Origin of the sequence: Limnohabitans sp. 2KL-1, assembly GCF_003063435.1 — a bacterium.
In the GTDB taxonomy this organism is placed as follows: Bacteria; Pseudomonadota; Gammaproteobacteria; order Burkholderiales; family Burkholderiaceae_C; genus Limnohabitans_A.
The window spans coordinates 17,454-44,166 of the sequence record NZ_NESL01000013.1 but is presented as its reverse complement, the minus strand read 5'-3'; the positions used below and the strand labels follow the sequence as shown (position 1 = coordinate 44,166).

At 61.4% G+C, this 26,713-nt stretch carries 27 protein-coding genes; 14 read left to right on the top strand and 13 right to left on the bottom strand.

The annotated features are described in order from the left end of the window. Positions 1-27: 27 nt before the first annotated feature. The 3 genes from B9Z47_RS16820 to B9Z47_RS16810 form a co-directional block, all read right to left on the bottom strand. Complete coding sequence (locus B9Z47_RS16820) at positions 28-783, bottom strand: sulfite exporter TauE/SafE family protein (protein ID WP_108332376.1); 756 nt, start codon at positions 781-783, stop codon at positions 28-30. Positions 784-946: 163 nt separating this feature from the next. Next, a complete protein-coding gene (locus B9Z47_RS16815) occupies positions 947-1,183 on the bottom strand; it encodes a DUF2789 family protein (protein WP_108332375.1) in 237 nt (78 codons plus the stop codon). Positions 1,184-1,193: 10 nt separating this feature from the next. After that, on the bottom strand, positions 1,194-2,945 hold the full coding sequence (locus B9Z47_RS16810) for an alpha/beta hydrolase (RefSeq protein WP_108332374.1): 1,752 nt from the start codon (positions 2,943-2,945) through the stop codon (positions 1,194-1,196). A gap of 177 nt (positions 2,946-3,122) precedes the next feature. Between B9Z47_RS16810 and B9Z47_RS16805 the strand changes: the two genes are divergently transcribed. Beyond that, a complete protein-coding gene (locus B9Z47_RS16805) occupies positions 3,123-3,497 on the top strand; it encodes a DUF2237 family protein (RefSeq protein WP_108332373.1) in 375 nt (124 codons plus the stop codon). Between the two features lie 29 nt (positions 3,498-3,526). Here the strand turns inward: B9Z47_RS16805 and B9Z47_RS16800 are convergent, their stop codons facing one another. Beyond that, positions 3,527-4,021: an Rrf2 family transcriptional regulator gene (locus B9Z47_RS16800; protein ID WP_233253855.1), complete on the bottom strand. Its 495-nt coding sequence runs from the start codon at positions 4,019-4,021 to the stop codon at positions 3,527-3,529. Between the two features lie 258 nt (positions 4,022-4,279). Between B9Z47_RS16800 and B9Z47_RS16795 the strand changes: the two genes are divergently transcribed. The 7 genes from B9Z47_RS16795 to B9Z47_RS16765 all read left to right on the top strand — a co-directional run bounded on the left by B9Z47_RS16795 (position 4,280) and on the right by B9Z47_RS16765 (position 11,891). Beyond that, the gene (locus B9Z47_RS16795; RefSeq protein WP_108332371.1) at positions 4,280-4,858 is read left to right on the top strand and encodes a hypothetical protein; all 579 of its coding nucleotides are present in this window, start codon (positions 4,280-4,282) and stop codon (positions 4,856-4,858) included. Then, complete coding sequence (locus tag B9Z47_RS16790) at positions 4,855-6,453, top strand: cryptochrome/deoxyribodipyrimidine photo-lyase family protein (RefSeq protein ID WP_108332370.1); 1,599 nt, start codon at positions 4,855-4,857, stop codon at positions 6,451-6,453. The genes B9Z47_RS16795 and B9Z47_RS16790 overlap by 4 nt, the downstream gene beginning before the upstream one ends. A 3-nt stretch (positions 6,454-6,456) precedes the next feature. Then, positions 6,457-7,779, top strand: coding sequence for a DASH family cryptochrome (locus tag B9Z47_RS16785; RefSeq protein ID WP_108332369.1), 1,323 nt, complete (start codon positions 6,457-6,459; stop codon positions 7,777-7,779). A gap of 8 nt (positions 7,780-7,787) precedes the next feature. Next, entirely contained in the window at positions 7,788-8,426 is a 639-nt protein-coding gene (locus B9Z47_RS16780) for a trimeric intracellular cation channel family protein (RefSeq protein WP_108332368.1), read from the top strand. Between the two features lie 21 nt (positions 8,427-8,447). After that, positions 8,448-9,410 carry a DMT family transporter gene (locus tag B9Z47_RS16775; RefSeq protein WP_108332367.1) on the top strand — a complete coding sequence of 321 codons (963 nt, stop codon included), beginning with the start codon at positions 8,448-8,450 and terminating at the stop codon, positions 9,408-9,410. A 166-nt stretch (positions 9,411-9,576) separates the two neighbouring features. Beyond that, entirely contained in the window at positions 9,577-10,896 is a 1,320-nt protein-coding gene (locus tag B9Z47_RS16770; protein ID WP_108332366.1) for a Rieske 2Fe-2S domain-containing protein, read from the top strand. 5 nt (positions 10,897-10,901) lie between these two features. After that, positions 10,902-11,891: a 4,5-dihydroxyphthalate decarboxylase gene (locus tag B9Z47_RS16765; RefSeq protein WP_108332365.1), complete on the top strand. Its 990-nt coding sequence runs from the start codon at positions 10,902-10,904 to the stop codon at positions 11,889-11,891. Here B9Z47_RS16765 and B9Z47_RS16760 read toward each other — a convergent pair. The 3 genes from B9Z47_RS16760 to B9Z47_RS16750 are packed head-to-tail and all read right to left on the bottom strand — an operon-like array spanning position 11,877 to position 14,569. Next, complete coding sequence (locus B9Z47_RS16760; protein WP_108332364.1) at positions 11,877-12,404, bottom strand: MarR family winged helix-turn-helix transcriptional regulator; 528 nt, start codon at positions 12,402-12,404, stop codon at positions 11,877-11,879. The two genes, B9Z47_RS16765 and B9Z47_RS16760, sit on opposite strands and share 15 nt — an antisense overlap. 3 nt (positions 12,405-12,407) lie before the next feature. Beyond that, entirely contained in the window at positions 12,408-13,601 is a 1,194-nt protein-coding gene (locus B9Z47_RS16755) for a Gfo/Idh/MocA family protein (protein WP_108332400.1), read from the bottom strand. A 5-nt stretch (positions 13,602-13,606) separates the two neighbouring features. After that, positions 13,607-14,569 (bottom strand): PDR/VanB family oxidoreductase, encoded by a 963-nt coding sequence (locus B9Z47_RS16750; protein WP_108332363.1) that lies wholly within the window; start codon positions 14,567-14,569, stop codon positions 13,607-13,609. 148 nt (positions 14,570-14,717) lie between these two features. On the opposite strand from B9Z47_RS16750, the gene B9Z47_RS16745 reads away from it, so the two are divergent. The 6 genes from B9Z47_RS16745 (at position 14,718) to B9Z47_RS16720 (ending at position 21,662) form a co-directional block, all read left to right on the top strand. Further along, positions 14,718-15,689: a tripartite tricarboxylate transporter substrate binding protein gene (locus B9Z47_RS16745; RefSeq protein WP_108332362.1), complete on the top strand. Its 972-nt coding sequence runs from the start codon at positions 14,718-14,720 to the stop codon at positions 15,687-15,689. Next, the gene (locus B9Z47_RS16740; RefSeq protein WP_108332361.1) at positions 15,689-16,441 is read left to right on the top strand and encodes a sulfite exporter TauE/SafE family protein; all 753 of its coding nucleotides are present in this window, start codon (positions 15,689-15,691) and stop codon (positions 16,439-16,441) included. Before B9Z47_RS16745 ends, B9Z47_RS16740 begins: the two co-directional genes overlap by 1 nt. Positions 16,442-16,447: 6 nt before the next feature. Beyond that, positions 16,448-16,885, top strand: coding sequence for a hemerythrin domain-containing protein (locus B9Z47_RS16735; protein ID WP_108332360.1), 438 nt, complete (start codon positions 16,448-16,450; stop codon positions 16,883-16,885). A 331-nt stretch (positions 16,886-17,216) separates the two neighbouring features. Further along, positions 17,217-18,200, top strand: coding sequence for a tripartite tricarboxylate transporter substrate binding protein (locus tag B9Z47_RS16730; RefSeq protein WP_108332359.1), 984 nt, complete (start codon positions 17,217-17,219; stop codon positions 18,198-18,200). A 59-nt stretch (positions 18,201-18,259) separates the two neighbouring features. Then, complete coding sequence (locus B9Z47_RS16725) at positions 18,260-20,161, top strand: alkyl/aryl-sulfatase (RefSeq protein ID WP_108332358.1); 1,902 nt, start codon at positions 18,260-18,262, stop codon at positions 20,159-20,161. A 292-nt stretch (positions 20,162-20,453) separates the two neighbouring features. Further along, positions 20,454-21,662, top strand: coding sequence for an ABC transporter substrate-binding protein (locus B9Z47_RS16720; protein ID WP_108332357.1), 1,209 nt, complete (start codon positions 20,454-20,456; stop codon positions 21,660-21,662). A 96-nt stretch (positions 21,663-21,758) separates the two neighbouring features. Here B9Z47_RS16720 and B9Z47_RS16715 read toward each other — a convergent pair whose 3' ends face one another. Genes B9Z47_RS16715 through B9Z47_RS16690 form a run of 6 tightly spaced genes read right to left on the bottom strand, consistent with a single transcriptional unit; the run spans position 21,759 to position 26,699 of the window. Then, the gene (locus B9Z47_RS16715) at positions 21,759-22,514 is read right to left on the bottom strand and encodes an SDR family NAD(P)-dependent oxidoreductase (RefSeq protein ID WP_108332356.1); all 756 of its coding nucleotides are present in this window, start codon (positions 22,512-22,514) and stop codon (positions 21,759-21,761) included. Positions 22,515-22,559: 45 nt separating this feature from the next. Further along, positions 22,560-23,525 carry a branched-chain amino acid ABC transporter permease gene (locus tag B9Z47_RS16710; RefSeq protein ID WP_233253854.1) on the bottom strand — a complete coding sequence of 322 codons (966 nt, stop codon included), beginning with the start codon at positions 23,523-23,525 and terminating at the stop codon, positions 22,560-22,562. An 11-nt stretch (positions 23,526-23,536) separates the two neighbouring features. Next, positions 23,537-24,418 carry a branched-chain amino acid ABC transporter permease gene (locus B9Z47_RS16705; RefSeq protein WP_108332354.1) on the bottom strand — a complete coding sequence of 294 codons (882 nt, stop codon included), beginning with the start codon at positions 24,416-24,418 and terminating at the stop codon, positions 23,537-23,539. A gap of 36 nt (positions 24,419-24,454) precedes the next feature. After that, positions 24,455-25,171, bottom strand: a complete 717-nt coding sequence (locus B9Z47_RS16700; protein WP_108332353.1) for an ABC transporter ATP-binding protein — start codon at positions 25,169-25,171, stop codon at positions 24,455-24,457. Next, positions 25,164-25,919 carry an ABC transporter ATP-binding protein gene (locus tag B9Z47_RS16695; RefSeq protein WP_108332352.1) on the bottom strand — a complete coding sequence of 252 codons (756 nt, stop codon included), beginning with the start codon at positions 25,917-25,919 and terminating at the stop codon, positions 25,164-25,166. Before B9Z47_RS16695 ends, B9Z47_RS16700 begins: the two co-directional genes overlap by 8 nt. A 27-nt stretch (positions 25,920-25,946) precedes the next feature. Further along, positions 25,947-26,699 carry an SDR family NAD(P)-dependent oxidoreductase gene (locus B9Z47_RS16690; protein ID WP_108332399.1) on the bottom strand — a complete coding sequence of 251 codons (753 nt, stop codon included), beginning with the start codon at positions 26,697-26,699 and terminating at the stop codon, positions 25,947-25,949. Positions 26,700-26,713 lie beyond the last annotated feature (14 nt).

Here is a 26,713-nt window from a genome sequence, read left to right as displayed (position 1 = left end):
GGGGTAAAAATCGATGGAGAATACTGCTCAGCGCAGGCCGTCCCACAAAAGCTTGCAGCCAGTGAGGAACATGCCCAAGTGAATCAGGCGGTAAAACAAAACAGGGCTGACGCGGCGCGCCAGACGCACGCCCAACCACACGCCAATGGGGGCCAGCGGCAACAGCACCACAGATGTGGCGAAGTTGCGCAGATCCAGCAAACCCAGCCAGGCATAGGGCACCCACTTGGCCATGTTGATGAAGAAAAACAAGTACGCCAGCGTGCCGGTGAACACCAGGGGTTTGAGCTTGAGGGGCACCACATAAGCAGTGACGGGCGGACTGCCCGCATGCGAGATGAAACTGGTGAAGCCCGCCGTGGCCAACAAAAAAGCACCCCACCAGCGCGGGGGCGGCGGGCTGTCGGGCCGGGGCTTGAACAACCATTGCTGCGCCAGAAACAACAAGGTGAAACCGCCCACAATGGCTGCCACCACCTGGGCATCGAGCAACTTGAACAGCAAGGCACCGATCACGATGCCCACCATGGCAAAGGGCAGCATGAATTTGAGCAAGGCCTTGTCCACATCCTTGCGAAACGCGGCCATGCCCAGGATGTCCATGACGAACAGCACCGGCATCAGGATGGCCGCTGCCTGCGGCACGGTGACCACCAAGGCCATCATGGGCACGGCCAGGGAACCAAAACCCGAACCGAAACCACTTTTGCTCAGCCCCAGCAACACCACAGCAGGCGAGGCAATGGCGTAGAAATAGGGGTCGGTGATGAGGGGGAAATCCATGAGGCCAGCAGATCCGAAAAAAAGCCCGCCAACCGTGGACACGGCGCGATGCGAGGCCATCTTAACGACCAGCCACCGGTCACCCTGTCATCTGCGCATCTGCAGCATGGCCTTCGGCGTGCGCGCCTGCAGGGCCATGTTGCGCGAGGGCGTCCCGCCCACTTCAGCGTTGCCGCAGGGCCTTGCTCAGCTGGTCCACCTGCTGGGACCAGTCGTTGTCGATCTGCAGCGTTTCACTCAAAAATGCCGCCTGCGCCGGACTCCAGAAAGGGGCGTCGGGCAAGGCCATGTCGCCCGGCAAGGGGCCGTGGTTTTTCAAAAATTGCGCGATGCTGGCCGCGTCGTTGGGCAGCCCCAATTGGGCAAACAAGTCGTGAAAGGCATGGCTGGGTTGTTCCATCAGAACCTCCTCATTTTTGCAACACATATTGACCTGGGGCATCGCCGATCGGCCCCCATCCCGCATCGTGCGCCCCCATGCGGGGCACAGGCCCAGGCTCGCCCGAATGGGCCCGCAACCAGCTGACCCAATGGGGCCACCACGAGCCTTCATGGTGCACGGCCGCCTGCAGCCAGGCATCGGGGTCCAGGTACGGGCCATCGTGCAAACGGGTCAGCACCTGAAAACTGCGGCCCTCGACACCGGGCGGGTTGACGATGCCCACATTGTGGCCCCCGGACGTCAGGACGAAAGTGGTGTCCACGTTCGTCAGCAGATGCAGCTTGTGCACCGAGCGCCACGGGGCCACATGGTCACGCACCGTACCGATCGCGTAGATGGGGCACTGGATCGCGGTCAGCGCCACCGGTTTGTCATGCACCGGGTAACGGCCGCTGGCCAAGTCATTGTTCAGGAACATGCGTCGCAAATACTCGGTGTGCATGCGGTAAGGCAGCCGTGTGCCGTCGGCATTCCAAGCCATCAGGTCGCTCACCGGACTGCGCTCGCCCAGCCAATAATCCCTGAGCAGACGCGACCAGATCAGGTCGTTCGAGTTCATCCACTGGAAGGCCCCCGCCATCTGGGAGCTGTCCAGATAACCCCGGTCCCACATGATGTCCTCCAGGTGCGCCACCTGGCTGTCGTCGATGAACAGCGCCAGCTCACCGGGTTCGCTGAAATCGGTTTGCGCGGCCAGCAGCGTCAGGCTGGCCAGCCGCATGTCGCCATCGCGCGCCATGGCCGCAGCCGCAATGCTCAGCAGCGTGCCGCCCAGGCAATAGCCCAGCGCATGCACCTGGCGCTGGGGCAGCACCGCGCTCACCACATCGATCGCATCCATCACGCCCAGGTGCAAATAGTCGTCCATCGACAAGTCACGGTCGGCGGCCCCCGGGTTGGCCCAGGACATGGCAAACACGGTGTGCCCCTGGTCAACCAGGTATTTGATGAGTGAGTTGTGCGGAGACAGATCCAGGATGTAGTACTTCATGATCCACGAAGGCACGATCAGCACCGGTTCGGGCCTGACCTGGTCGGTCGTGGGGCTGTACTGGATCAGCTCGATCAGGTGGTTGCGATAAATCACCTGGCCCGGGGTCATGGCCACATCGCGCCCCACCTGGTAGGCCTCGGCCCCTTGGGGCGGCAAACCGGCTTGCCAGCGCTGCACATCTTCCAGCCAGTTTTGAAAGCCCTGGCGCACATTCGCACCGCCGGTTTTCTGGAGATGCTCCAGCACCTCGGGGTTGCTCATCCAGAAATTGGCGGGCGAGACCATGTCCAGGATCTGGCGCACCGTGAAATTGACCACCGCCTCATGGTGGGGTGACACACCCCGCACGCCCACGGTCGCGTCGTGCCACCACTGCTGACTGAGCAAAAAAGCCTGGCTGATCGCATTGAAGGGCCAGGTGGCCCAGCCGGCATGTGCAAAGCGGGTGTCCTGCACCATGGGCTCGATGCAGGGCTTGCAGTGCGGCTGGTGGGCTTGCGCCGCAAAGTGGGCCCACTGCTGTGCGCTTTGAATGGCGCCTTGCCAGAGCTTGAGCTGCTGCGCCGGGTTGAACGACAGATGCGTCAGCCAATCGTCAAAAGCCATGCGCAGGGATGCTGTGGACACACCTTGCGTGTAAGGCGACAACTGGGTGTGGGTCCAGCGGTCGAGCCTGGGGCCCGGCCGGGGTGCCGAAGGGTGAAGGTCTGGGCGTGGGTTGTTCACGGCCCCATGCTAGAAGTCGGCGCTGCCTTTGCCTACTGGCCATTCGGTCTGTTGCCCTCTATCGAAAGGTCTATGGCCAAAAACCCTGCACACTTCAATCCCATTGCCCAGACCAGGCACACGACCGGGCAGAGGCTCTGACAATACGCCCTCCTTCAACATGACCCCTACACATCCATGAATCGCTCCGACTTGAACGTTCTCGGTGGCGAATTGATCCCCTGCTCTTACGACCCGCTCACGGGCTATTTCAGGGACGGTTGCTGCAACACCAGCGAAGAAGACGCTGGCACGCATGTGATTTGCGCCAAAGTCACCCAAGCCTTTCTGGATTTTTCACTTTCGCGTGGCAACGATCTGATGACGCCACGCCCGGAACACCGCTTTGCGGGCCTGAAGGCGGGTGACCGGTGGTGCCTGTGCGCACTGCGCTGGCTCGAAGCCTTTCAGGCCGGTGTGGCACCCCATGTGGTGTTGGAGAGCACCCACCAGAAAGCGCTGCAATACGTCACGCTTGAACAGCTGCGCGAATTCGCCTGGGCACCGCACTGAACCCCTGCTGGGGCTCTTGCGGCGCAGGCTCACATCATCATGCTGAGCTGGAACACCGAGTTGGGTGCCCGCGGCATGACCGGCGCGGGCAGGGGCTTAAGCCGGAACTGGCCCAGCATGGAGCTAACGCGGGCGTCACGGGGCATGAAAGGCACCGCCACATCGGACAGACTTTGCGATTGCAGCAAGGTTTGCATGTTGTGCTGGATATCGCATTCCAGCGCCTTCATCGGGTGGTCGCTGTCGGGGTAGAGGGCATCAAAGCTGTGAACCTCTTCAAAGTGCTTCACCACGTCCCACAAGGTGATGTCTTCCGGATTGCCCCGAATCTGGTAGCCACCCCCTGGGCCACGGTGCGCCCGAATCAAGCCCGCCTCGCGCAGCTCTTTCAAGATCGATTCGGTGTACGAAGACGACAACGACAGGCCACTGGCGATCTCTTCGGTGGTCACGGGCTTGACCACTGCACGCGATGTGATGAACACAGCAATGTCGAGTGCTTTGACTGTTTTCTTCAGGATCATGGCGTTCTCCATTAACGATGAGATATTCTATGACCACACAGTCACAAAACAACCGATAATTTTTAAAACATTCGGGAATTCGCCCAATATGCCTGAAATAGCACTACAAACGCGTCAAAATTTCCCGCCCTTGGCTCCCATGCGTGTCACACCCATGCCTCATGCGCGGTGCTTTGGTGTGCGTGTGCCATGCCCATGGACGACCCGGGGGTCTGATGCGCGGGCGCAGCCCAGGCAAATGACGAGAGGCACTGCCGCATGAAACGCCATGTGGCCGTCGTGGTGGCGCTGATCACCAGCCTGGTGGTGATCGACAACCATCTGGACTGGGTGCATCAAGATGGCAGACTTCTGCTGGAAGTCAGCGGCCAGCGCTTTGATCTGCACGGCTGGGCCAGCGAACAGGTGCTGCAGCTGCGCCGCGATTGCAGCGCGGTGACGCCGCAAACGCTGGACAGCCCCACCGCGAACGCGGTGCTGGCGGTGATCCAACAACACAGCCTGCCCGATTCGCGCAGCGCACGCACACTGCAAGTGCTGGAGCTGGGTGAATGGAGCGTGACCGAAGTGCACTTTGACACCCTGAACCCCAGCCTGGTGGTCTTGCACCGGCAAGCTGGCCAGTGGCGCGTACAGGACCGGGCGGTGTGGAGTGGCTCGACCGCCCCCTGGCACAGTGCCGATTTCGTGCGCCGCTACCTGCGCCAGCAAGCACCTGCGCTGCCGCAAGCGCTGCTGGACTGCGTGGCGGTCGAGCCTGCGCGTTACGGCACAGGCCCTGGCGGGCTGGGGCCTGTCACCTTGCATGTCACCTCGCATGAGGGTGGCGCGCCATGACTTACCGCCTCGTCTGGTTCAAACGTGACCTGCGCTTGCAGGACCACGCCGCACTGGTGCATGCCGCCGCACAAGGGCCGGTGCTGTGCCTGTACATCGTCGAGCCCGGGCTGTGGCAACAGCCCGATGTGGGGCTGCAACACTTTGAATTCGTGCGCGAATCGCTGACCGAGTTGCACCACGAGCTGCACGCGCTGGGCGGCAGCCTGCAAGTGCGTGTGGGGCCTGCGGTGCAGGTGCTGGCCGCGCTGCACGCGCAAGCGCCTTTTGCCGAACTGGTCTCGCACCAAGAAACCGGCAACGCCTTCACTTACGAACGTGACTTGCAGGTCGGCGCGTGGTGCCGCAGCATGGGCCTGACCTGGACCGAGCTGCCCCAGTTTGGTGTGGTGCGCCGCCTCAAAAGCCGCAACACCTGGCAAGCCCGCTGGGAAGCGCACATGGCCGCACCCCAAGCGGTTGAGCCCCCTTTGCGCTTTTTCCACCCGCCTGAACACAGTGGCCCGGAAATCATGACGCCACCGCCCGGCCTGCAGCACAACCCCAGCCAGCGCCAGCGGGGCGGACGCCGCCTCGCGCTGGAGACCCTGCACAGCTTTCTGGATGCGCGGGCGCTGGGCTACCGGGGCGGCATCTCGTCGCCCCTGTCCTCGCCCACCGCATGTTCGCGCCTGTCGGCTTACGTGGCCTATGGTTGCCTCAGCCTGCGCGAAGTGGTGCAAAGCACCCGCGCCACGCTGGAAGCCCTGCCACCGCAAGCGAGCCGCCACCGTGCGGGGCTCACCGGCTTCATGAGCCGCTTGTATTGGCATTGCCACTTCATCCAAAAGCTCGAAAGCGAGCCCGAGATCGAGTGGCGCAACATGCACCGGGGCTACGACGGCCTGCGCGAAGACGGCTGGAACGATGCGCACTTTGCGGCCCTCACTTCGGCCCGCACCGGCTGGCCCATGGTGGACGCTTGTGTGGTCATGCTCTATGAAACCGGCTGGCTCAACTTTCGCATGCGGGCCATGCTGGTGTCCGTGGCGGCTTACCCGCTTTGGCTGGACTGGCGGCCCGTAGGCCATTGGCTGGCCACGCAGTTTCTGGACTACGAACCCGGCATCCACTGGAGCCAGCTGCAAATGCAATCGGGCACCACAGGCATCAACACCACGCGGGTCTACAACCCGATCAAGCAAGCGCAAGACCACGACCCCAAAGGCATTTTTGTGCGACGCTGGCTGCCGCACATGCGCCGCGTGCCCGACACCTGGTTGTTTGAGCCCTGGCTCATGCCGCCCGAGGTGCAGCGCCACTGTGGCCTGACGGTGGGCAGCGGACCCGACGCCGACATTCCCTTGCCCGTGGTGGATTTGGCCGAAGCCACGCGCACCGCCAAAGCCGCACTACACGCCCGACGGGCCAAACCCGGTGTGAAAGCGGGCAAAAAAGCCATCGTTGAGAAACACGCTTCGCGCAAACACGGCAGTGGCCACCAACGCGACGTGTTTACCCGTGACGGCGACACCCCCCAAACCAGCCGCCGAAAGTCGGGCAAGTCATCTTCTGCCAACACATCACCCAGCACACAGCTGGGCTTTGACTTTTAAACCATGCGCACCACCCTCTTCTGGTTCCGAAACGACTTGCGCTTGCACGACCAACGCGCACTCCAGCAAGCCATAGCCCACGCCCAAGCGCACCAGCAAGCGCTGCTGCTGGTCTATGTGCACGAACCGGTGCAAGACGCGCCCACGGCCTGGGGTTTTCGCCGCATGGGCGAGCACCGCAGGCGCTTTCTGGCCGACACGCTGCAAGACCTTCAAAAGTCGCTTGAGGCTTTTGGCCAGCGCCTGGTGTTGCTGCACGGGCCTGTGGCCGATGTGCTGCCCGCTTGCGCCAGCCATGTTGGCGCAGACACCGTGTTTTGCGAAGACATCGCCGCGCCCGAAGAAGAAGCCCAGGTGCAAACCCTGATCAACGCGGGCCTCACGGTTAAAACCCTGTGGCAGTCCAGCCTGATCGAACCCGACGCCCTGCCCTTTGCGGCCGAAGACATGCCGCAAGTGTTCACAGTGTTTCGCCAGCGCATCGAATCGGCGCGGCTCCAACCCCTGGCACCGCTGCCCGCGCCCACCCAACTGCCAGCGCCGCCGGATGACCACTTGAATACCCTGCCCGGCTGGACGAACAACCCCTTCGCCCTGCTGCAAGCCCATACAGAGGGCGACGCGCACCCACGCTCCAACTTTCCGTACACACAGGCCACCTGCCGGGGCGGCGAAACCAGCGCTTTGGCCCACCTGCAGAACTACCTCACGCCGCCCTGGCCCGACCGCTACAAGCAAACCCGCAACGCCTTGCAAGGCCAACACACCAGCAGCCACTGGTCACCCTGGCTGGCCACGGGCGCGGTGTCGGCCCGCCGCATTTGGGCAGACCTGCAGGCCTACGAACAAGCGCACGGCAGCAACGACGGCACCTATTGGCTGTGGTTTGAATTGCTGTGGCGCGACAACTTCCGCATGCTGCACCTGCAGCACGGCCCGCAACTCTATGCGGCTCGGGGCTTGTCGAACCTGCCCCAACCCTCGCACTTTCCCAAAGACTTTGCACGCTGGTGCAGTGGCCAAACGGGCGAGCCCATCGTGGACGCCGGCATGCGCGAGCTGGCCGCCACGGGCTTCACCTCCAACCGCATGCGGCAAATCGTGGCCAGCTTTCTGGTGCACGACCTGTCTTGCGACTGGCGTGCGGGCGCGGCCTGGTTCGAATCGCAACTGGTGGACTTTGATGTGCAAAGCAACCAGGGCAACTGGCTGTACGCGAGCGGCCGCGGCACAGACCCGCGTGTGGGCCGACGCTTCAACCCCGCCAAACAAACGCAAGACCACGACCCGCAGGGCCGCTACCGGCAAGTCTGGCTGGCACGATAATCCCAGGCATGTATGGAATCCAATCCTGGGGTGAGACCCTGCGCCTGCTGGTCGAGTTGTCGGCCACCGCGGCCTTTGCGCTGTCCGGCCTGATGGAGGCTGCTCGCAAGCGGCTCGACGCCGTGGGCGTTTGCGTGGTGGCGTTCTTGGCCGCGTTCGGTGGCGGCACGCTGCGCGACTTGCTGCTCGACCAAAGGCCCTTCTTTTGGGTGCAACACACCGAAATGCTCTGGGCCGTGCTGGCCCTTTGCGTGGCGGCCATGCTGTTCATGCGCCAGCGCCATTTTGAGGTCACTGAAAAAGCCATCCTCTGGCCCGACGCGCTGGGCTTGGGCCTGTTCACCGCCACGGGGGTGCACCACGCATTGCTGGCGCTCATGCCCCCGGTGGTTGCAGTGCTCATGGGCCTAATCACGGGCGTGTTTGGCGGCGTGCTGCGCGACATGGTGTGCAACGAAATCCCCACCGCCTTCAAGGACCACCGGCCTTACGCGGTCTGCGCCTTTGCGGGCGGCTGGACCTATGTGGGCCTGTGGTCCACCGACGCCCCCGGTTGGTTGGCGCTGCTGGGTTGCCTGGTCGTCACAGTGGGTCTGCGTGCCTTGGCCCTGTGGCGCAACTGGCAGCTGCCCGCCTGGCGCGCCTGAACCTTTTTTCAATCCCAAGACATGTCCAACAACACAGGCGCCTTCTGGGGCGGCATCTTCTTTTCCCTGGCCGCCGGCATGATGTGGGGCCTGGTGTTCGTCGGCCCGCTGATGCTGCCCGACTACCCTGCTGCGCTGCACACCTTTGGCCGGTATCTGGCCTTTGGCCTCATTGCCCTGCCACTGGCCTTCGTGGACCGCACCGACATCAAGCGCCTCACCCGAAGCGACTGGCTGGCCGCGCTCAAGCTGGCCGCCATCGGCAATGTGCTGTATTACCTGTTTCTGGCCAGCGCCATCCAGCGCGCAGGCGGGGCGCTGCCCACCATGATCATCGGCACCTTGCCGGTGGTGATCGCCATCTCGGCCAACTTGCTCAACCATCAGCGCGACGGGCGTTTTCCGTGGCTCAAACTCGCGCCGCCCCTGGCGCTCATCCTGCTGGGCATTGCCTGCGTGAACCATGTGGAGTGGACCGCGCTGGTGCAAAACCCGGACGCCGACACCACGCGCTACATCACCGGTGCCGCGCTGGCCGTGGGTGCGGTGGTCTGCTGGACCTGGTACCCGCTGAAAAACGCCGACTGGCTGCGCGGCCACCCCGAGCGCAACCCCCGCGTGTGGGCCACGGCGCAAGGCATCGCCACCTTGCCGCTCGCGCTGCTGGGCTATGCCGCGTTTTGGCTGTGGACAAGCGCCACCCACGACCCCATGCCCATGCCGCTGGGGCCACGCCCGCTTGAATTCATCGGCCTCATGATGGCCATTGGGCTGTTCGCCTCTTGGCTGGGCACGCTGTGCTGGAATGCCGCGAGCCAGCGTCTGCCCACGGCCTTGGCCGGGCAGCTCATCGTGTTCGAAACCCTGGCCGCCCTGGCCTACGCCTTTTGGCTGCGCGGCCAATGGCCCGAGCCCCTCACCTTGACCGGCATCGCTTTGCTGGTGACAGGGGTCATCGCGGGCGTCAGGGTCAAGGCGATCTGACCCGATTTGTGCACCGGTCGCCGATGGCCGGTGAGCACAGCACGCGGGTACTGGCGCGGCACTGAGGCAGGCTGCCCATCAGCACACCCGGGTATTCCCTGATCCCATATTCTTAGATATCGAATTATATTTCGACCATTGCTTGACGCCTTGGAGGACGAGAACAGTGATCACCCATGAAGAAAACATGCTGCTTTGCCAGGTCGAAAAACAGGCCCCTGCTGGCCAGATGATGCGACGCCACTGGGTTCCCATTTGCCTGCTGGAGGAAGTCAGCGAGGCTGACGGCACGCCCGTGAAAGCCCGCATTCTGGGGGAGGACCTGGTGGTGTTCCGTGACTCGGATGGGCAAGTGGGCGTGATCGATGAAAAGTGTCCGCACCGCGGTGCCTCCTTGCTGTTTGGGCGCAACGAAGAAGGCGGCCTGCGCTGCCTCTACCATGGCTGGAAGATGGATGTGAACGGCAACGTCCTGGAAATGGTCTCCGAGCCGCAAAGCAGCGCCATGGCTGACAAAGTCAAGCACAAGGCCTATCCCGTGCAGGAATGGGGGGGGTTTGTCTGGGCCTATCTGGGCCCCAAGGAAACCCAACCCGAGTTTGTACCGCCGCGCTGGGCCCCGACCGCGCAAACGCGGGTCAGCGTGGGCAAAGCGGTGTTGCCCGTCAACTGGGCCCAAATTCTGGAAGGGGCCATTGATTCAGCCCACAGCTCCAGCCTGCACAGCTCCGACATGGTGCCTGCCCGTGTGCACGGTGCCGAGGCCACCGACAAAAGCTGGTTGCGCCCGTCCACCGACAAGGCGCCCCGCATGCAGGTGCAAAAAACCTCCTACGGTTTCCGCTATGCCGCGATCCGCCGCCCTATCTTCAACGCCCAGACGCACGACTATGTGCGCGCCACGGTGTTTGTGGCACCGTGGACCGTGCTGATTCCACCCAACAACCTGTACAACGTGGCCAACGTCAACGTGCCAGTGGATGACACCCACACTTGCTTTTATTTCATCGCCTGGGGTGATGCAGCGCAGACACCCGAAACGGAAACCTGGCGCAAATTTCTGGGCCTGTCGCTGAGCATTGACCTCGACTCGCAATACCGGCCGCTGCGCAACTACGACAACCGCTTCTGGCAAGACCGCCAGGCCATGAAGGCGGGCAACTTCACCGGCATACGGGGCATTCCCAACCAGGACATGGCCATGTGGCTGACGATGGGCTCCATCGCCGACCGGACCCAGGACCGCTTGGGAGCCAGCGATCTGGCCATCGTGGAATTCCGCAAATTGATGGTGCAAGCGGTGAAAGATTTCCAGCAAGGCGGTACGGCCATCGGCACCGCAGAGCAACACATACCGGCCTCGGTGTGCGCCTTCCAGAACGTGATTTCTAAAACCACCGACTGGCGAGACTACGAAGCGCACGCCATATCGCAAGCCAGCGTCGCCCATCCCGAACTCGACACCGCTTACACCGTGAGGAACTGAAGACCATGACCCAATTGCAAATTTCTGTCGCCATGGGCGATTACGACCGCAACCGCGCCCTCTACGACGGCCGCGTGCAAATCGACGGCTGTGATCCGGTTTACATGCTGCTCAGCCCGGAGGAGATGTTTTTCCGGGCCATGCGCAGCCGTGACTTTGACATCACCGAACTGTCCTTTTCCAGCTATCTGGTCAAACATTCCCGAGGTGAGAGCCCTTACATTGCGGTGCCTGTTTTTCTGTCCCGGGCCTTTCGGCACACGTCGATTTACGTGCGCAAGGACCGCATCCGCCAGGCCTCGGACCTCAAGGGCAAGCGCATCGGCATTCCCGAATACCAGCTCACGGCGATCGTCTGGGCACGCTCCATCTTGCAAGACGACTACGGCATCAGTCCGGAAGATGTGACCTGGGTGCGTGGTGGCATTGACACGCCCGGTCGCCCCGAGAAAATCAAACTCGATCTGCCCCCCGGCGTGAAGATCGAAAGCGCGCCCGAGGGCAAAACGATTTCCGATTTGCTCAACGAAGGTGACATCGATGGTTTCATCGCGCCGCGTCCGCCCAGTGGCGCGGCCATGCACAACCCCAACGTGGGCTGGTTGTTTGACGACCCGACCGCAGTGGCCAAAGACTACTACCGCCGCACCGGCATTTTCCCGATCATGCATGTGGTGGGCATCCGCAAGGAATTGGCGCAGCAGCACAGATGGCTGCCCGGCGCGGTGTTCAAGGCCTTCAGCCAATCCAAACAAAAGGCGCTGGAATTGCTGGAGGACACCTCCGCCACCAAAGTGACCCTGCCATTTGTCGAAGAACAGCTCAAAGCGGCACGCGACACGCTGGGCCATGATTTCTGGTCTTACGGTGTGGACGCCAACCGCAAGACGCTGGACGCTTTCCTGCACCACCATCACGCCCAAGGCCTGTCCAGCAAACGCATGGCCATCGAAGAGTTGTTTGACCCGTCAACCTACGAGTCATACAGCATCTGAGGCACGGGCGTCCGCGGTGGCGGCGTCCGACAAGCCCTCTGCCCTGGCCAGATTTTCGATCATGGCCAGCAAAGTGACACGCAGCGCCGCAATCGACTTGTCGCTGATGCCCTCCACGCTGATGTGATTGACCTCTTCGGCCAGGGGCACCAGCTTTTTCTCCAGCACCCGGCCTGCGGGCGTCAGGAAAACGTGCATGTTCTTGCGGTTACCCGACAAATGCCTGCGCTCGATCAGGCCCATGCTTTCCATGGCCTTGACCGCACTGAACGTGGTGGGCTCCATCACGCCCGCCAGGTCGCTGAGTTCTTTTTGGGTCAGTCCATCCTTGATCCAGAGGATGCGCAAAAACGTCCAGTGTCCAAAGGACACGCCATGCAAAGACAAACGCGATTGCAAAGCCTTCATCTGCGCCCGCCCGACATCCCGGATCAAATGCGCCAGTCGGTCATTGGGCACCGACTCGCGCCAATGCTCCAGCAATTTTCGGGTGTCGTTGGGTCGTGAAGGCATGGCTCAGGTGGGCCCATCGGGGGCAATCTGGTGATGCATCATCATAACTTTGCGTTCACGCGCAGAGGCCAAAATGCCCAGGCACACCTCCATGGTGGCTTTGGACCAGGCCCCGCTGTGCACGGGCTGCGCACCTGAGCGCGCCACCGACCAGAGTTCATCCAGCACCTCCTGACGCGGCACATCCTGCAGCGCACAACGCATCAACTGCACGCCCTGCACATCGTGCACCTCTACGCCCTGCGGCGTGAGTCGCAAATCCGCACCTTGGCACGACACGATGACCGGACCAAAGTGCTGAAAACCAGCGCGCTCGTGCGAAGCTTGCGGCTTGTAAGCCGCGCCCCCGTAATTGCGCGCCGCCTTTTGTGCGACCTCGGCCATTTCATCGGTCGATGTCAAGCGCTTTTGCCGCGTGACCTGGTGCGTCAGCGCTGTCTTGGGTTGACCCAACTCACCCACGCCGTCCATCCAGACATCCGAATCAAACAAGCCGTAGCCGTTGTAATTCACCTGCGCAAACGCCCCGGATGCAAAATTCAAGATGGCGCTGTAAGCACCTTCCGTCGCACGCCCGCGATCCCACACCCCGGTGCGGGCATACACCGACTCGACCAAGCCCCCCGCCAACAAACGCACCACATCCACCTGGTGCGCAGCCTGGCTGAACACCACCCCACCGCCCTGCGCGGTGTCGAGCTCCTCCGGGCGACGCGGGCGGTACAGAAAATCGGTGAAGTTCAAGGCCAGGATCGATTGCACCTGACCATACCGACCGCTGCGGATCAGGTCCCGTGCCAAGGCCACCGGGCTGTCAAAACTGTGGCTGTGCCCCACCACCAAATGGGTACCCGCCTGTCGGGTGGCCGCCAGCATGCGGTCGCATGCGGCCAAACTCAAAGCCATGGGCTTTTCCACCAGAACATGCTTGCCGTGTGCTGCGGCCAGGGCCACATGCGCCTCATGCAAAGGGTGCGGGGTGGCCACGTAAACCCACTCCACTTGCGGATCGGCACACAAGGCCTCGGCACTGGCATGCACCCGCGCGCCAAACTGCTGCTGAAAAAGCACCGTAGCTTCTTCATGGGGATCACAGCAGGCAACCAGGCGAATGCGGGGGTCACCCGCCAATGTGGGCACCATCAGGGTGAAGGCCCGGCCCAAACCCAACACCCCGAAGCGAATCGGCTGCGCCATGCCGTTCATAAATCCAGCACCATGTCATCGCTGCACGCACGCGAAACGCAAACCATGATGTGGTCGCGTTTTTCCTCGTCCATCAGCACCAAATCGCGGTGATCGGCCTCGCCTGCCAGCAGCCTGACTTTGCAAGAACCGCAAGTGCCACTCTCACATGAACTGGGCACCGCCACCCCCTCGGCTTTCAAGGCGTGCAACAAACTTTGTTGCGCCCCCACCTGCACGGTCTTGCCGGTGCGCGCCAGCGCCACGGTGAACGCACGGTCATCGGCACGGGCCTGTGTGTCGGCACCAAAACTTTCGAAGTGGATGGCAGAGCTGGCCCAATGCCCGGTCATGTCCTTGACCTCGTCCATCAAACGCTTGGGGCCACAGCAATACACATGACAGCCGGGCGCCGGCTTTTCAAACAGTTTCCACAAATCAAACGCCTGTCCGGCATCACCGTGGTCATGGTGGACCCGCGCATTCCCGGCCCAAGGCTCGGATTTCATTTCATCGAGAAATGCAGTGCTCTGGGCATCGCGTGTCAGGTACACCAGCTTGAACGGACGCAAACCCTCGTTGTGCAATCGCCACATCATGGCGCGCATCGGCGTGATGCCAATGCCACCGGCCACCAGCAAAAAACTTTTGGCCTTCTCATCCAGGCCAAAAGCATTGACCGGTGCACCGACTTCGATGAACTGCCCCACCTCGGTGTCATCGACCAGACTCACGGAGCCGCCCCGACCATTCGCCTCGCGCTTGATGGCGATCTCGTAAGTCCCCCGATTGTCCGGATCACCACACAATGAATATTGCCGCGTGATCCCACTGGGCACCTTCACCGTCAAATGCGCACCCGCCTCGAAGGCAGGCAGATCAGCCCCATCGGGGCGCTGCAGCGCCAACCCGTGCGTGTCCTTGGCGATCACGCGCTTGGACATGATCTGCAGCTGCATGAAAGCTGGCGATTCGCTCATCTTTGACTCCTTACCTGTAAAAGGGGTAAACACCATTGACAAAGATCCAATGATTTGTTGAAAATCAGTTTATCTTAGATCACTAAGAAAAATCAAGGCCCACATTCATTCAGCCGTCCATTTTCAAGAGACATTTGAGGAGATTTCCATGAACCGTCGCCACCTGGTCGTTTTGGCAATGAGCATCGCATGCGCGCCCCTGGCCGCTACAGCGCAAAGCCACACTTTTCCAAACAAGCCCGTGAAATTCATCGTGCCCTACGCGGCCGGTGGCCTGCCAGATTCCGTGGCCCGCATCGTCGCGCAAAGACTCACCGAGCGCCTGGGCCAATCATTTGTCATCGACAACAAGCCAGGCGGCAATGGCATGGTGTCCTACCAGACCCTGATGAGCGCCCCCAACGACGGCTACACCTTCATTGTTTCAGACGGCTCCATGCTGTCCATCACACCGCAGATCAACAAAAGCGCGCAGTACGCCGTTGGCAAGGAGCTGACAGCGGTTTCCCTGATTGCACGCTCACCGCTGTTTCTGGTGGCCCACCCCAAAAGCGGCGTAAAAAATTTGCAGGACTTCATCGCCAAGGTCAAGGACAAGCCGGGCCTGTACACCTATGGCTCATCCGGGATTGGCAGCTCACACCACCTGACCATGGAAGCGCTGAAAGCCGAATTGAAACTCGATGTCCGCCATATCCCCTTCCGCGGTTCGGGCCAATCCGTGCCGGCTTTGGTCGGGGGACAGGTGGATTTTCTGTTTTCCGCACTCCCCTCCATGCTCGGTTTCGTGAAAAGCAACCAGGTCACCCTGATTGCCAGCAACGACGCCAAACGCTCAAGCCAAGCCCCGGACGTGCCGGCCATTGCCGAGGTGGTGCCCAAATTTGACTTCTCGGTGGCGGTCGGTGTCCTGGCCCGTGCGGGCACGCCTGCTGACATTGTCAAAAAACTCAGCGATGAAATCGCACAAGCCGTCAAGGCACCCGAGGTGATCGAGAAATTCACCACCGCAGGCATTGACGCCGTGGGCTCCTCGCCCGAGGCTTACGCCAAAGTGATTGAACAAGAAAACACCGCCATGGCCAAAGCCGGTAAAGCGGCCGACCTCAAAGCCGACTGATGGGCTTGGACATCGGTGCTGCGCAGGTGGCTTTGTGGGCCGCCTGCGCATTTTTTTTCGTCATGGGCGGGTTCGTCAAAGGCACCATGGGCGTCGGCCTGCCCCTGGTAGTCGTGCCCACGCTCAGTCTTTTGATACCCGCACCGCAGGCCATGGGCTTGCTGGTCATGCCCGTGCTGATCTCCAACCTCTGGCAAGCCATGGAAGGCGGCAACATCCGTTACAGCCTCAAACGCTTTGGCAGCTTGGCCGGCGTCCAACTGGTGGTCACCTTGCTCACGGTCAAATACAGCAGTGGTTTGTCGGTGGCCAGTCTGAACCTGCTGATCGCGTTCAGTTTGCTGGTCGCGGTGCTCTGGATGGGCTTCAAGCCCAACTTGCGTGTTCCGCCGCAATACGAACTCGCGGCGTGCATTCTGGTCGGTGCGCTGGCTGGCTTCATGGGCGGCGTGTCTTCGCTCACCGGCCCCTTCATCATCACCTTGCTGATGGCGCTCAAACTCACGCGCGAACAATTCATTGGCAGCATCAGCATCATTTATCTGGCCGGCAGTCTGCCCATGTACGGCGCCATGCTCTGGTACGAGCGCTTTGGCTGGACCGAAGTTGGTTTGTCGGCATTGGGCCTGCTTCCGATGTTCGTGGGCCTTCAAATGGGCAAAACCGTGCGCCACCGCCTGTCTGAGGAAACCTTCCGGAAAATACTGCTCGCTTACCTTTTTGTGCTGGCCCTCGTGCTGGCTTTGAAATGAACCACCATGGAAAAAACAAGCACCAGCATCCAATGGACCGATGACTTTCTCCTGGGCTATGGGCCCATGGACGAAACGCATCAGGAATTTGTCAACTGCATCGGCGCATTGCAGGACGCATCGCCCGAAGACTGCCCCGGCTTGATGGACCAACTGCTTGAACACGCCACCGCGCATTTCAAACAGGAAGACGATTGGATGGTGGCCACCGATTTTCCGCCCCGTGGCTGCCACATGGACGAGCACGCGGCCGTGCTGGCCTCCATCACGGGCGTGCGGGAGCTGGCCCTGCAAGGTGCCCCCGAGAAATGCCTGCACCTGGCCAACGAGCTGGCGCGCTGGTTCCCATCCCACGCCGACCACCTGGACTCGGCCTTGTCCCACTGGATGTGCAAAATCAAATACAACGCCAAGCCCCTGGTCTTCAAACGCAGCATCCGGTAAAAAGCGGCTACAGCCAGCCAAGGTGTGGGACACAACCCGCTGATCCAGGCCGGTTGAAACCCGCGCCCATTCGATGCCAGGCATTGCGGCGCTAAGGCCCCAATGCATCCCAAGTTGGCCACCCACGACACGGGGCAGGGTGCAGCCAATTCCCAACGCCGCTGCGGCCTCAAGCGCACACCACGCGGCGTGCCTGGCGGTTCACTTCACAGCCCGCTTTTTCCCCAAATCATCTTCACACCTTGATCCAGAGTCATGCGGCTCGACTTGACAACTTCCCTGCCGGCCGTTTAAATTTACATGTGCCCCTAATTTTTACAGAGAGACAAGCATGAACCACCCCATCCGACGCCGCACAGCTTTGGCCTGCCTGGGCCTGTTGGCCAGTCTGAGCAGCTTCGCTCAAAGCACTGACTGGCCTGCCAAACAACCCATCCGTTTCATCGTGCCTGGCCCTGCCGGGGCTGGCATGGACCTTTTCGCCCGCATGATCCAGGTGCCGCTGCAACAGGCGCTGAACCAGTCGATCATCATGGAGTACAAGCCGGGGGCCAACAGCATCATTGGCATCGACACCACGGCCAAGTCGGCACCCGACGGTTACACCATCCTGATTGCCCCGTCTTCCGCGATTGCCATCAACCCGGTGATCCAGCCCAAACTGCCTTTCAACGTACAAAAAGACCTGATCCCGGTCGCGCAGGTCGGTGCAGCGGGCATTTTGCTGATGGCATCGCCACAAAGCGGCTTCAAAAACCTGCAGGACATGGTGAACTACGCCAAAGCCAATCCCGGCAAGCTGCCTTACGGGTCCTGGGGCAATGGCTCCACGGGGCATCTGGTGATGGAAGGCATCAAAGCGCATTACGGCCTGGACATGCCGCATGTGCCCTACAAGGGCACCGCGCAAGCCGTGGTGGACCTGTTAGCCAACAACATCAGCGTTTCTTTCACCGACATTGCCTCCCCCGTTCCACACATCCGATCGGGCAAACTGGTGGCGCTGGGCGCGACCGGCTCAGCCCGGGGCCCGGCCCTGCCCGAGTTGCCCACACTCACCGAGCAAGGCTATAAATTCGACGCGGATGGCTGGTACGGCATTTTTGCCCCGGCAGGCACACCGCCTGCCATCGTGACACGGCTGAATCAGGAAATCGGAAAAATTCTCGCTGCCGAAGACACCCGGCAGCGATTTTCCCAAGCCAACATGGGCATCCCCCCGCACAAAAATGTCCAACAATTCACGGGCACTGTCCGCTCCGACATCGAGTTGTGGCAAGGCCTGGCGCGCAAAGCCAACCTGAAGATCGATTGAACCCGTCACAACGCTGACACCGCCTGCAGTCACAGACTGCAGGCTCATTTCCGAACACCATGAAACCTGCCCACGCCCAGACCCAGGCAGCGCAACTGCGCGCGCTTGATGAGTTGAACATGGCCGACACGCGTGACTTCGATGACGCGCAACGCGGCTTCATCGGCACACTGCCCGACGCACACTTTGAGACCGCCAGCGGCCAGGTGGCCTGGACCCTGCGCGAGCATGCTTTTTTGCAGCAGGATGCCCCACCTGCGACGGTACACCCCAGCCTGTGGCGCATGTCACGGCTCAATGCCATCCATGGTCTGTTCAGGGTCACCGATCGCATTTATCAGGTCCGCGGCTTCTGCCTGGCCAACATCACCTTCATCGAAGGCGACACCGGCCTGATCGTGATCGATCCGCTGACTTTCGTAGAGCACGCACAAGCAGCCCTGGCGCTTTACAAGGCGCACCGCGGTGATCGCCCCGTGCGCGCCATCGTCTACACGCACAGCCACCGCGACCATTACGGGGGTGCACGCGGCGTGGCCACGCTGGCCCAAGTGCACAACGAAAAGATTCCGGTGATCGCACCTGCGGGCTTCACCGAAGAGGCCTTCTCTGAAACCATCCTGGCCGGCGTGCCCATGCGCCGCCGCTCGCTTTTCCAGTTCGGCACCACACTGGCTGCTGGCCCGATGGGCCATGTGGACAGCGGGCTGGGCAAGGCGGTGGGACGCGGCAGCGACGGCTTCATCCCGCCCAACTGGCTGATCAGCCAGCCCGAAGAGCGGCATGTGATCGACGGCATCGACGTGGTGTTTCAGCTCACCCCGGGCACCGAAGCGCCGGCTGAAATGAACCTCTTTCTGCCGGGTCTGCGCGCACTCAATCTGGCCGAGAACGCCTGCCACACCATGCACAACCTGTGTCCGCTGCGCGGTGCCAAGACACGCGATGCGCTGGTCTGGTCGCGTTACCTCGATGAGGCCTTGGACTCTTACGTGCCTCAAGTGGATGTGGTCTACGCCCAGCACCACTGGCCGGTCTGGGGACAGCCGCGGATGCGCGAGTTTGTCGCCGGGCAACGCGATCTGTACCGCTACCTGCACGACCAGACACTCAGGCTCATGAGCCATGGTCTGACGCCTGCCGAAATCGGTGAAACATTGTTGATGCCCAATGACTTGTCGCGTCAATGGTTTGCCCGGGGTTATTACGGCGCGGTGGCCCACAATGTGGCCGCCATTTACGCGCATTACATGGGTCCTTATGACGGCAACCCGGCGCATCTGCACCCCCTGCCGCCCGATGCGGCGGCTGTGCGCTACCTGCAGTACATGGGTGGCGCCGACGCGGTGGTTCAGCGTGCGCAACACGACTTCGAGGCGGGCGAGTTTCGCTGGGTGGTTGAAGTCTTACAGCATGTGATCTTTGCCGATCCGACGCACCGCCCGGCGCGAGAACTGGCGGCTGACGCCATGGAGCAACTGGGCTACCAGTCGGAGTCGGCCACCTGGCGCAACGCCTATTTGCTGGCGGCACGTGAACTGCGCAACGGGCGCGCGGCCTCGACACCGGCGAGTCTTCCCATCGGGTCCGACATGGTGGGGCTGTTGCCACTGAACCGCTTCCTGGAATTCCTGGCCATCCGCATCAACGGGCTGCAAGCCCAGTCCTTGCAGGCCCGTTTTGACTGGCAGTTGACCGATGGGCACAGCACCACTGAAGCGCAAAAAGTCACACTCTCCCATGGCGCACTGCACCATTTGCCCGGCAGCCACGGCAGCAGTGCCGATGCTGTTGTCCGGATTCAGCGCGCACAACTGCCGCTATGGCTCGGTGATCCTGCAGCCTTGGTGACCGCCCTGGATGCGGGCACGCTGGAGCTGCAGGGCAATCGCGACTTGTTCCGGCAATTTCTGCAAACACTCGAGCAGTTTGACCCGATGTTCAACGTGGTGGAACCCTGAACACCACGGCAGGAGGACGGCATCCGACCACCCCTCAGGACACACCCAGGCATGTCCACGAACGCGAATCGGCCTGACATCCCGCAAGGATCAAGGTAAACCCTGAGCCTAATGTTCAAAGACTGACTTGTGAAGCGGGGATGTCGGTGCTAGCATTTAAAAACCTACCGGCCGGCATGTAGAACACGTCACAAGATCCAGATGGAACCCCAAAACCATGCTGAATTTGCTGCCCCGCTTGCCTCAGGTTTGAATTCATTTCCACCCCACGATTCTTTTGATTGGAGACACCATGAAACGCTTTCCCCTCATGACCTCTACGGCCCTCGCCGTGTTGCTGACCACCGCGGCTCAGGCCCAAATTTCTGACGATGTCGTTCGTCTGGGCGTGATGGCCGACATGAACGGTCCTTACGCCAGCAACGGTGGCCCTGGCTCCACACTGGCCGTGCGCATGGCCATCGAAGACTTTGGCGGCAAGGTGCTGGGCAAGCCCGTCGAATTGCTGGTCGCTGACGACATGAACAAACCAGACGTCGGCACCAACATCGCCCGCCAGTGGCTGGAGCAAAAGACCGACGCCATCGTCGGGGGTTCCGCGTCGTCCATTGCCTTGTCCGTGAGCAACATGATGAAGGCGGCCAAGAAGCCTTACCTGATTGCCGGCACTGTGGCCTCCGACCTCACCGGCAAGGCCTGCTCGCCGATGAACATCCAGTTCGCAGTCGACACCTATTCCATGCCCAAAGCCGGCGTGCAAAGCCTGATGGGTCAGGGCATCAAGTCGTTTTTCTTCGTCTCGGTGGACTACGCTTTCGGGGCAGCCTTCCAGGCTGAAGCCACCAAATTCATCGAAGCCGCTGGCGGCAAAGTGGTGGGTTCGGTCAAACACCCCCTGGGCACCACCGACTTTTCGTCCTATCTGATGCAAGCCCAGGCCAGCAAAGCCCAGGCCATCGTGATGCTGAACGCGGGTCAGGACCAGACCAACGCCCTCAAGCAGGCGGCCGAGTTCCGCATCGCCCGCAACGGTCAGGCCGTTTCGGTTTTTGGCATGACCATCAATGCCGTGAACGCCATGGGCCTGGAAGTGGCCCAGGGCCTGCAGTTCACTGATCCCATGTACTGGGACCACACCAACGAGACCCGTGCGTGGTCCAAGCGCTTCATGGATCGCAACAACGGCGTGGCCCCCACTTACATCATGGCCAGCGCCTACAGCGCCACGCTGCACTACCTGAAAGCCGTGCAGGCCGCTGGCACCGACGAAGGCACGGCCGTCATGGGCAAGATGAAAGCCACGCCGATCAACGACTTCTCCATGAAGAACGTGCGCATCCGCGAAGATGGTCAGACCATGCGTCCGGTGTACGCCGCCACGGTCAAAACCCCCGGCGAGTCCAAAGGCAAGTACGACTACTACACCATCAAGGCTGAAATCCCCGGCGAACAAGTCTTCCGCCCCCTGGCCGAAGGCGGCTGCGACTTCGTCAAGAAGTGAGTCTGGTAAAGACCCGCGCAGCACGGTTCCTGATCGTGCTGCATGAAAAAAGCGCCAGCATGCTGGCGCTTTTTTCATGGACGAGGATCGCGCCGTTCAGACGGCGAGCGTCCCGCCATCTACCGGCAAGGTGACGCCATTGACATAACTGGCCAGATCGGACGCCAAGAAAACAGCGGCCCCGGCGATTTCACGGGGCTCGCCAAGCCGGCCTGAAGGAATGCGCACCATGAACCGCTCCAGCCGCTGCGGGTCGGCCCGGGTGGCATCCGTCATGGGGGTCACGATGACCCCTGGAGCGATGGCATTGACGCGGATGCCATCGGACCCCAAATCGGCGGCCATGGATTGGGTGAGCATCTTGACGGCCCCCTTGGAAGCCGAGTAGCCCAAAGCTCGGGGCTGCCCGAGAAAAGCCGCACCCGACGAAATATTGATGATGCAACCCCGTGTGGCACGCAATGCAGGCAACCAAGCGTGGATGGTGTTGAAGACACCGAACAGATTGACATCCATGACTTTGCGAACCACCGCATGGGCGTTGGGGCTGTCCATGCCCTCACGCAAAATCACACCCGCATTGTTGACCAGGATGTCGATCGGGCCGATCTCTGCCTGCACCTGCTGTGCCAGCGCCTGCACCGCCGCCACATCGGTCACATCGAGCGGAAAAACCCAGGCCTGCCCTTGCAGGGCAGTGATCTGGCGCATCGTCTCGGCACAGCCTTCGGCATCCACGTCCGTGACGATCACACGCGCCCCCTCTCGGGCATAAGCACAGGCGATGGCCTGACCGATACCGCTGCCCGCACCGGTGACCAGTGCGAGTTTGTCCTTGAGTAAATGGCTCATGGAAGCTTCCTTGAAGATGGACTCAGACCCCTCCCATGCGGAGGGTCAATGTTCAGAGGTGGCAGACGGCAAGTGAGCCGGCGGCTGACGGGACTTCCACCAGGCCAGCCACTGCCCCACAATGCCCTTGCGAAACAACATCACCACCAGCACAAAGACCAAGCCCTGCACAATTTGCACCAGCTCAGGGACCGACACCAGCATGTGCTCCAGGGCAATCACCAGGACGGCACCGATCAGCGGACCCCACAGGGTCTGCATGCCACCCACAATGCAAATCAGCAAGGCATCACCCGAGGTGCCCCAACCCACATCGGTCAGCGTGGCCAATCCAAAGGCAATGACCTTGACACTGCCGGCTAGGCCCGCAATCGCCGCCGACAAGGTGAACGCAATGAGTTTGTAGCGGTTGACACGGTAGCCCAGCGACATGGCACGGGGTTCGTTGTCACGTATCGCGGTCAACACCTGTCCGAAAGGTGAATTGACAATGCGCCAGATGAACCAGAAGCCCAGACCCACGATGGCCAGTACGACAAAATAAAGCGATTGATGGTCAGTGGTTTCGACCAGACCCAAAAAGCTGGGACGGGGCACATTCTGCAAACCATCCTCCCCGCCGGTGAAAGGCAGCCGCAGCGCCAGAAAGTAAATCACTTGCGCAAAGGCCAGGGTGATCATCGAGAAATACACGCCCTGGCGACGGATCGCCAGCAAACCCGTGACCCAGCCGATGGCGGCGGACACCAGCACCCCGGCCAGAATGCCGATCAGACCGTCGCCTGTCCAGGTTTTCAACACATAGCCGGTGATGTAACCGGCCGACCCAAAGAACATGGCATGACCAAACGACAGCAGACCGGCATAGCCCACCAGAAAATTGACCGATGCAGCCAACAAGGCGGCACACAAGATTTTGATCATGAACAGGGGATAAACCACCAACGGGGCCACCAACAGGGCCAGCCCGACCAGGAGCCACCACAGGTACTTGTACGACATGGACGACATGGGGAACCCCTTCAAGGTTGACGGCCGAACAGGCCACTCGGACGCACAGCGAGCATCAGGATCATGACCACAAAGATCACGACACTGGCACCTTCCGGATAAAACACTTTGGTCAGGCCTTCAATGACCCCCAGACCAAAGCCCGTGAGGATGGAGCCCAGGATCGAGCCCATGCCACCGATCACCACCACGGCGAACACCACGATGATCAGGTTGCTGCCCATGTAGGGACTGACCTGGTAAATCGGGGCCGCCATCACACCACTGAAACCCGCCAGCGCCACGGCAAAGGCATAGGTGAGCATGAGCATGCGCGGTACGTTGACGCCAAAAGTGCGCACCAGATTCGGGTTTTCGTTGGCTGCGCGCAGGTAAGCGCCCAACTTGGTGCGGTCAATGAAATACCAGGTGCCCAGCGAGACGACCAGCGCCACCCCGATGACCCACAGCCGGTACCACGGCACAAAGGTCACCGACAGGTCCACACCGCCGCTCATGGGGTTCGGATAAGGCTGTCCGCCGATGCCGAATTTGAACTTGACCAGACCCTCAATGAGGATGCCCATGCCCACGGTGAGCAACAAGGCATAGACATGGTCAAGGTGGTACAGATGGCGCAGGAAAAACCGCTCGATGGCCAGACCCGACAGCCCCACCACCACAGGGGCAATCAACAGTGCCCACCAATAATTGATGCCCCAGGTGTCCAGCAACACCCAGGCCACCAGCGCACCCAGCATGTACTGCACGCCGTGGGCAAAATTGACCACATGCAACAGGCCGAAGATGATCGCCAGACCCAGACTCATCAGGGAATAAAAGGACCCGTTGATCAGGCCGATCAGGACCTGCCCGATCAAGGCCGCGACGGGAACGCCAAAAAGGGTATCCATGGGTATGCTCCAGTGTGCTCGCAGAGGGTCGGGGCCTCAAAGGCCCAGCAGGCGCTCAATGCGCTCAAGGTTCGGGGTGATTTCATCCTGACGGAAGCTGTCCACCACGGTGCCTTCTTCAATGACATAGAACCGGTCAGCCAGGCGTGAGGCGAAGCGGAAGTTCTGCTCGACCATCAGCACGGTAAAACCGCGCTCACGCAACAAGCGGATGACCTGTCCGATCTTTTCCACGATCACCGGCGCCAGCCCCTCGGTGCACTCATCGAGCAGCAGCAGCTTGGCGCCTGTGCGCAAGATGCGTGCGATGGCCAGCATCTGCTGCTCCCCCCCCGACAGCTTGGTGCCTTGACTGCTGCGGCGGGCCAGCAGGTTAGGAAAGAGTTCGTAAATTTCTTCGACCGTCATGCCGCCAGGCTTGAGCACCGGTGGCAGCAGCAGGTTTTCTTCGGTGCTCAGACTGGCGAAAATCCCGCGCTCTTCGGGGCAATAGGCCACACCGAGGTGCGCAATCGCCTCCGGCGGCAAGCCGATCGTGGATTGGCCGTGGATTTCAATCTTGCCCTGGCAACGCGCCAGCAAGCCCACAATCGCGCGCAGCGTCGTGGTTTTACCCGCACCGTTGCGCCCGAGCAAGCAGACGATTTCGCCCTCACGCACTTCAATGCTGATGTCATGGAGCGCCTGGGTCTCGCCGTAATGACCCGACAGATGTTGCAACTGCAACACCATCGCGGATGCCGATTCAGTCATGCGCACCTCCCATGTAAGCATCCATCACCCGCGGATCGCGCGAGACTTGTCCGTAGTCGCCTTCGGCCAGCACCTGACCGGACTGCAGCACGGTGACCTGATCGCAAAGCTCCGAGATCACCTTCATGTTGTGCTCGACCATCAGCACGGTGCGCCCCTTTGCCACCTGGCGGATCAGTTGCATGACCGGCCCGATGTCCTCATGGCCCAGCCCCGCCATGGGTTCATCCAACAAGATGAGTTCTGGCTCCAGGGCGATGGTGGTGATGAGTTCCAGCACGCGCTTGCGGCCATAAGAAAGGTCTGCAGCGGGCACATCCGTCCACCGCTCCAGGCCCACCATCTGGATGAGTTCATGCGCACGGGCATTCAGATCGTCCAGCACCTTGCGGCTGCGCCAGAAGGTGTAGTGCCAGCGCGTTTTGCGCTGCAGGGCCACCCGCACATTCTCCAGCACGCTCATCTGACCAAACACGGCCGAAATCTGAAACGAACGCACCAGCCCCATGTGCGCCACCGTCGCAGGGTCACTGCCCTCGATCTGATGGCCATTGAAGCGGATGCTGCCCGCGGTGGGCTTGAGAAACGTGGTCAGCAAATTGAAGCAAGTGGTCTTGCCCGCACCGTTGGGGCCAATCAAGGCATGGATGCTGTGCCTGCGCACGCGCAAATCCACATCACGGACCGCATAAAACCCACTGAACTGCTTGCTCAGGCCCCGTGCTTCCAGGATGAAGTCATCACTCATCAGGCGCTCCTTCAGGAAAAAATGTCATCATAGAAAGGCATGCGTCACGCCCCCGTCGACTTTGATGCATTCGCCCGTGACCCAGTCACTTTCAGACGACGCCAAGTAGCATACGGCAGAGGCGATGTCTTGCACGGTGCCCAGGCGTCGCATCGGCGTTTTGGCGATGCGCTTTTCCACCATGCTGGCATCCACATTGATGCTGACGCCTTCCGTGGGCACTGAGCCCGGTGCCACGGCATTGACACGGATGCCCTTGGGTCCGAGATCCACCGCCGCAGAACGCGTCAGACCCAGAACACCGGACTTGACGCCGCAATAAATCATGGCCTGCGGAATGCCCAGAAACGCCGCCGCTGAAGCGACGTTGACCACGCTGCCGCCCTCGGTCATGTGTTCGGCCGCCACCTGTATGCCCCAAACCACCGAGAAAAACCCCGTGCCCACCATGCGCTGCAAGGCCTCGGCGCTGATGTCCGAGATGGCCCCATAGCGCACCCACATGGCATTGTTGACCAGCACGTCCAGTCGGCCATGACGCGCCTTGAGGGCCGCCGCCGCATCGGCCAGCGTGGCACGCTGAGCCACGTCCCCGCCAAAGGCCATGGCCTGACCACCCGCCGCAATGACCTCGCGGGCAGCCGCCTCGGCCAGGTCAAGCTTGAGATCCAGAATGCCAACCACAGCACCTTCGCGCGCCAGCTGGTTGACCACGCCTCGCCCAATACCGCGAGCCCCCCCCGTCACCAAGGCCACGCGGCCCTCAAAACGTTTGTTCATCGTGTTGTCTTTCA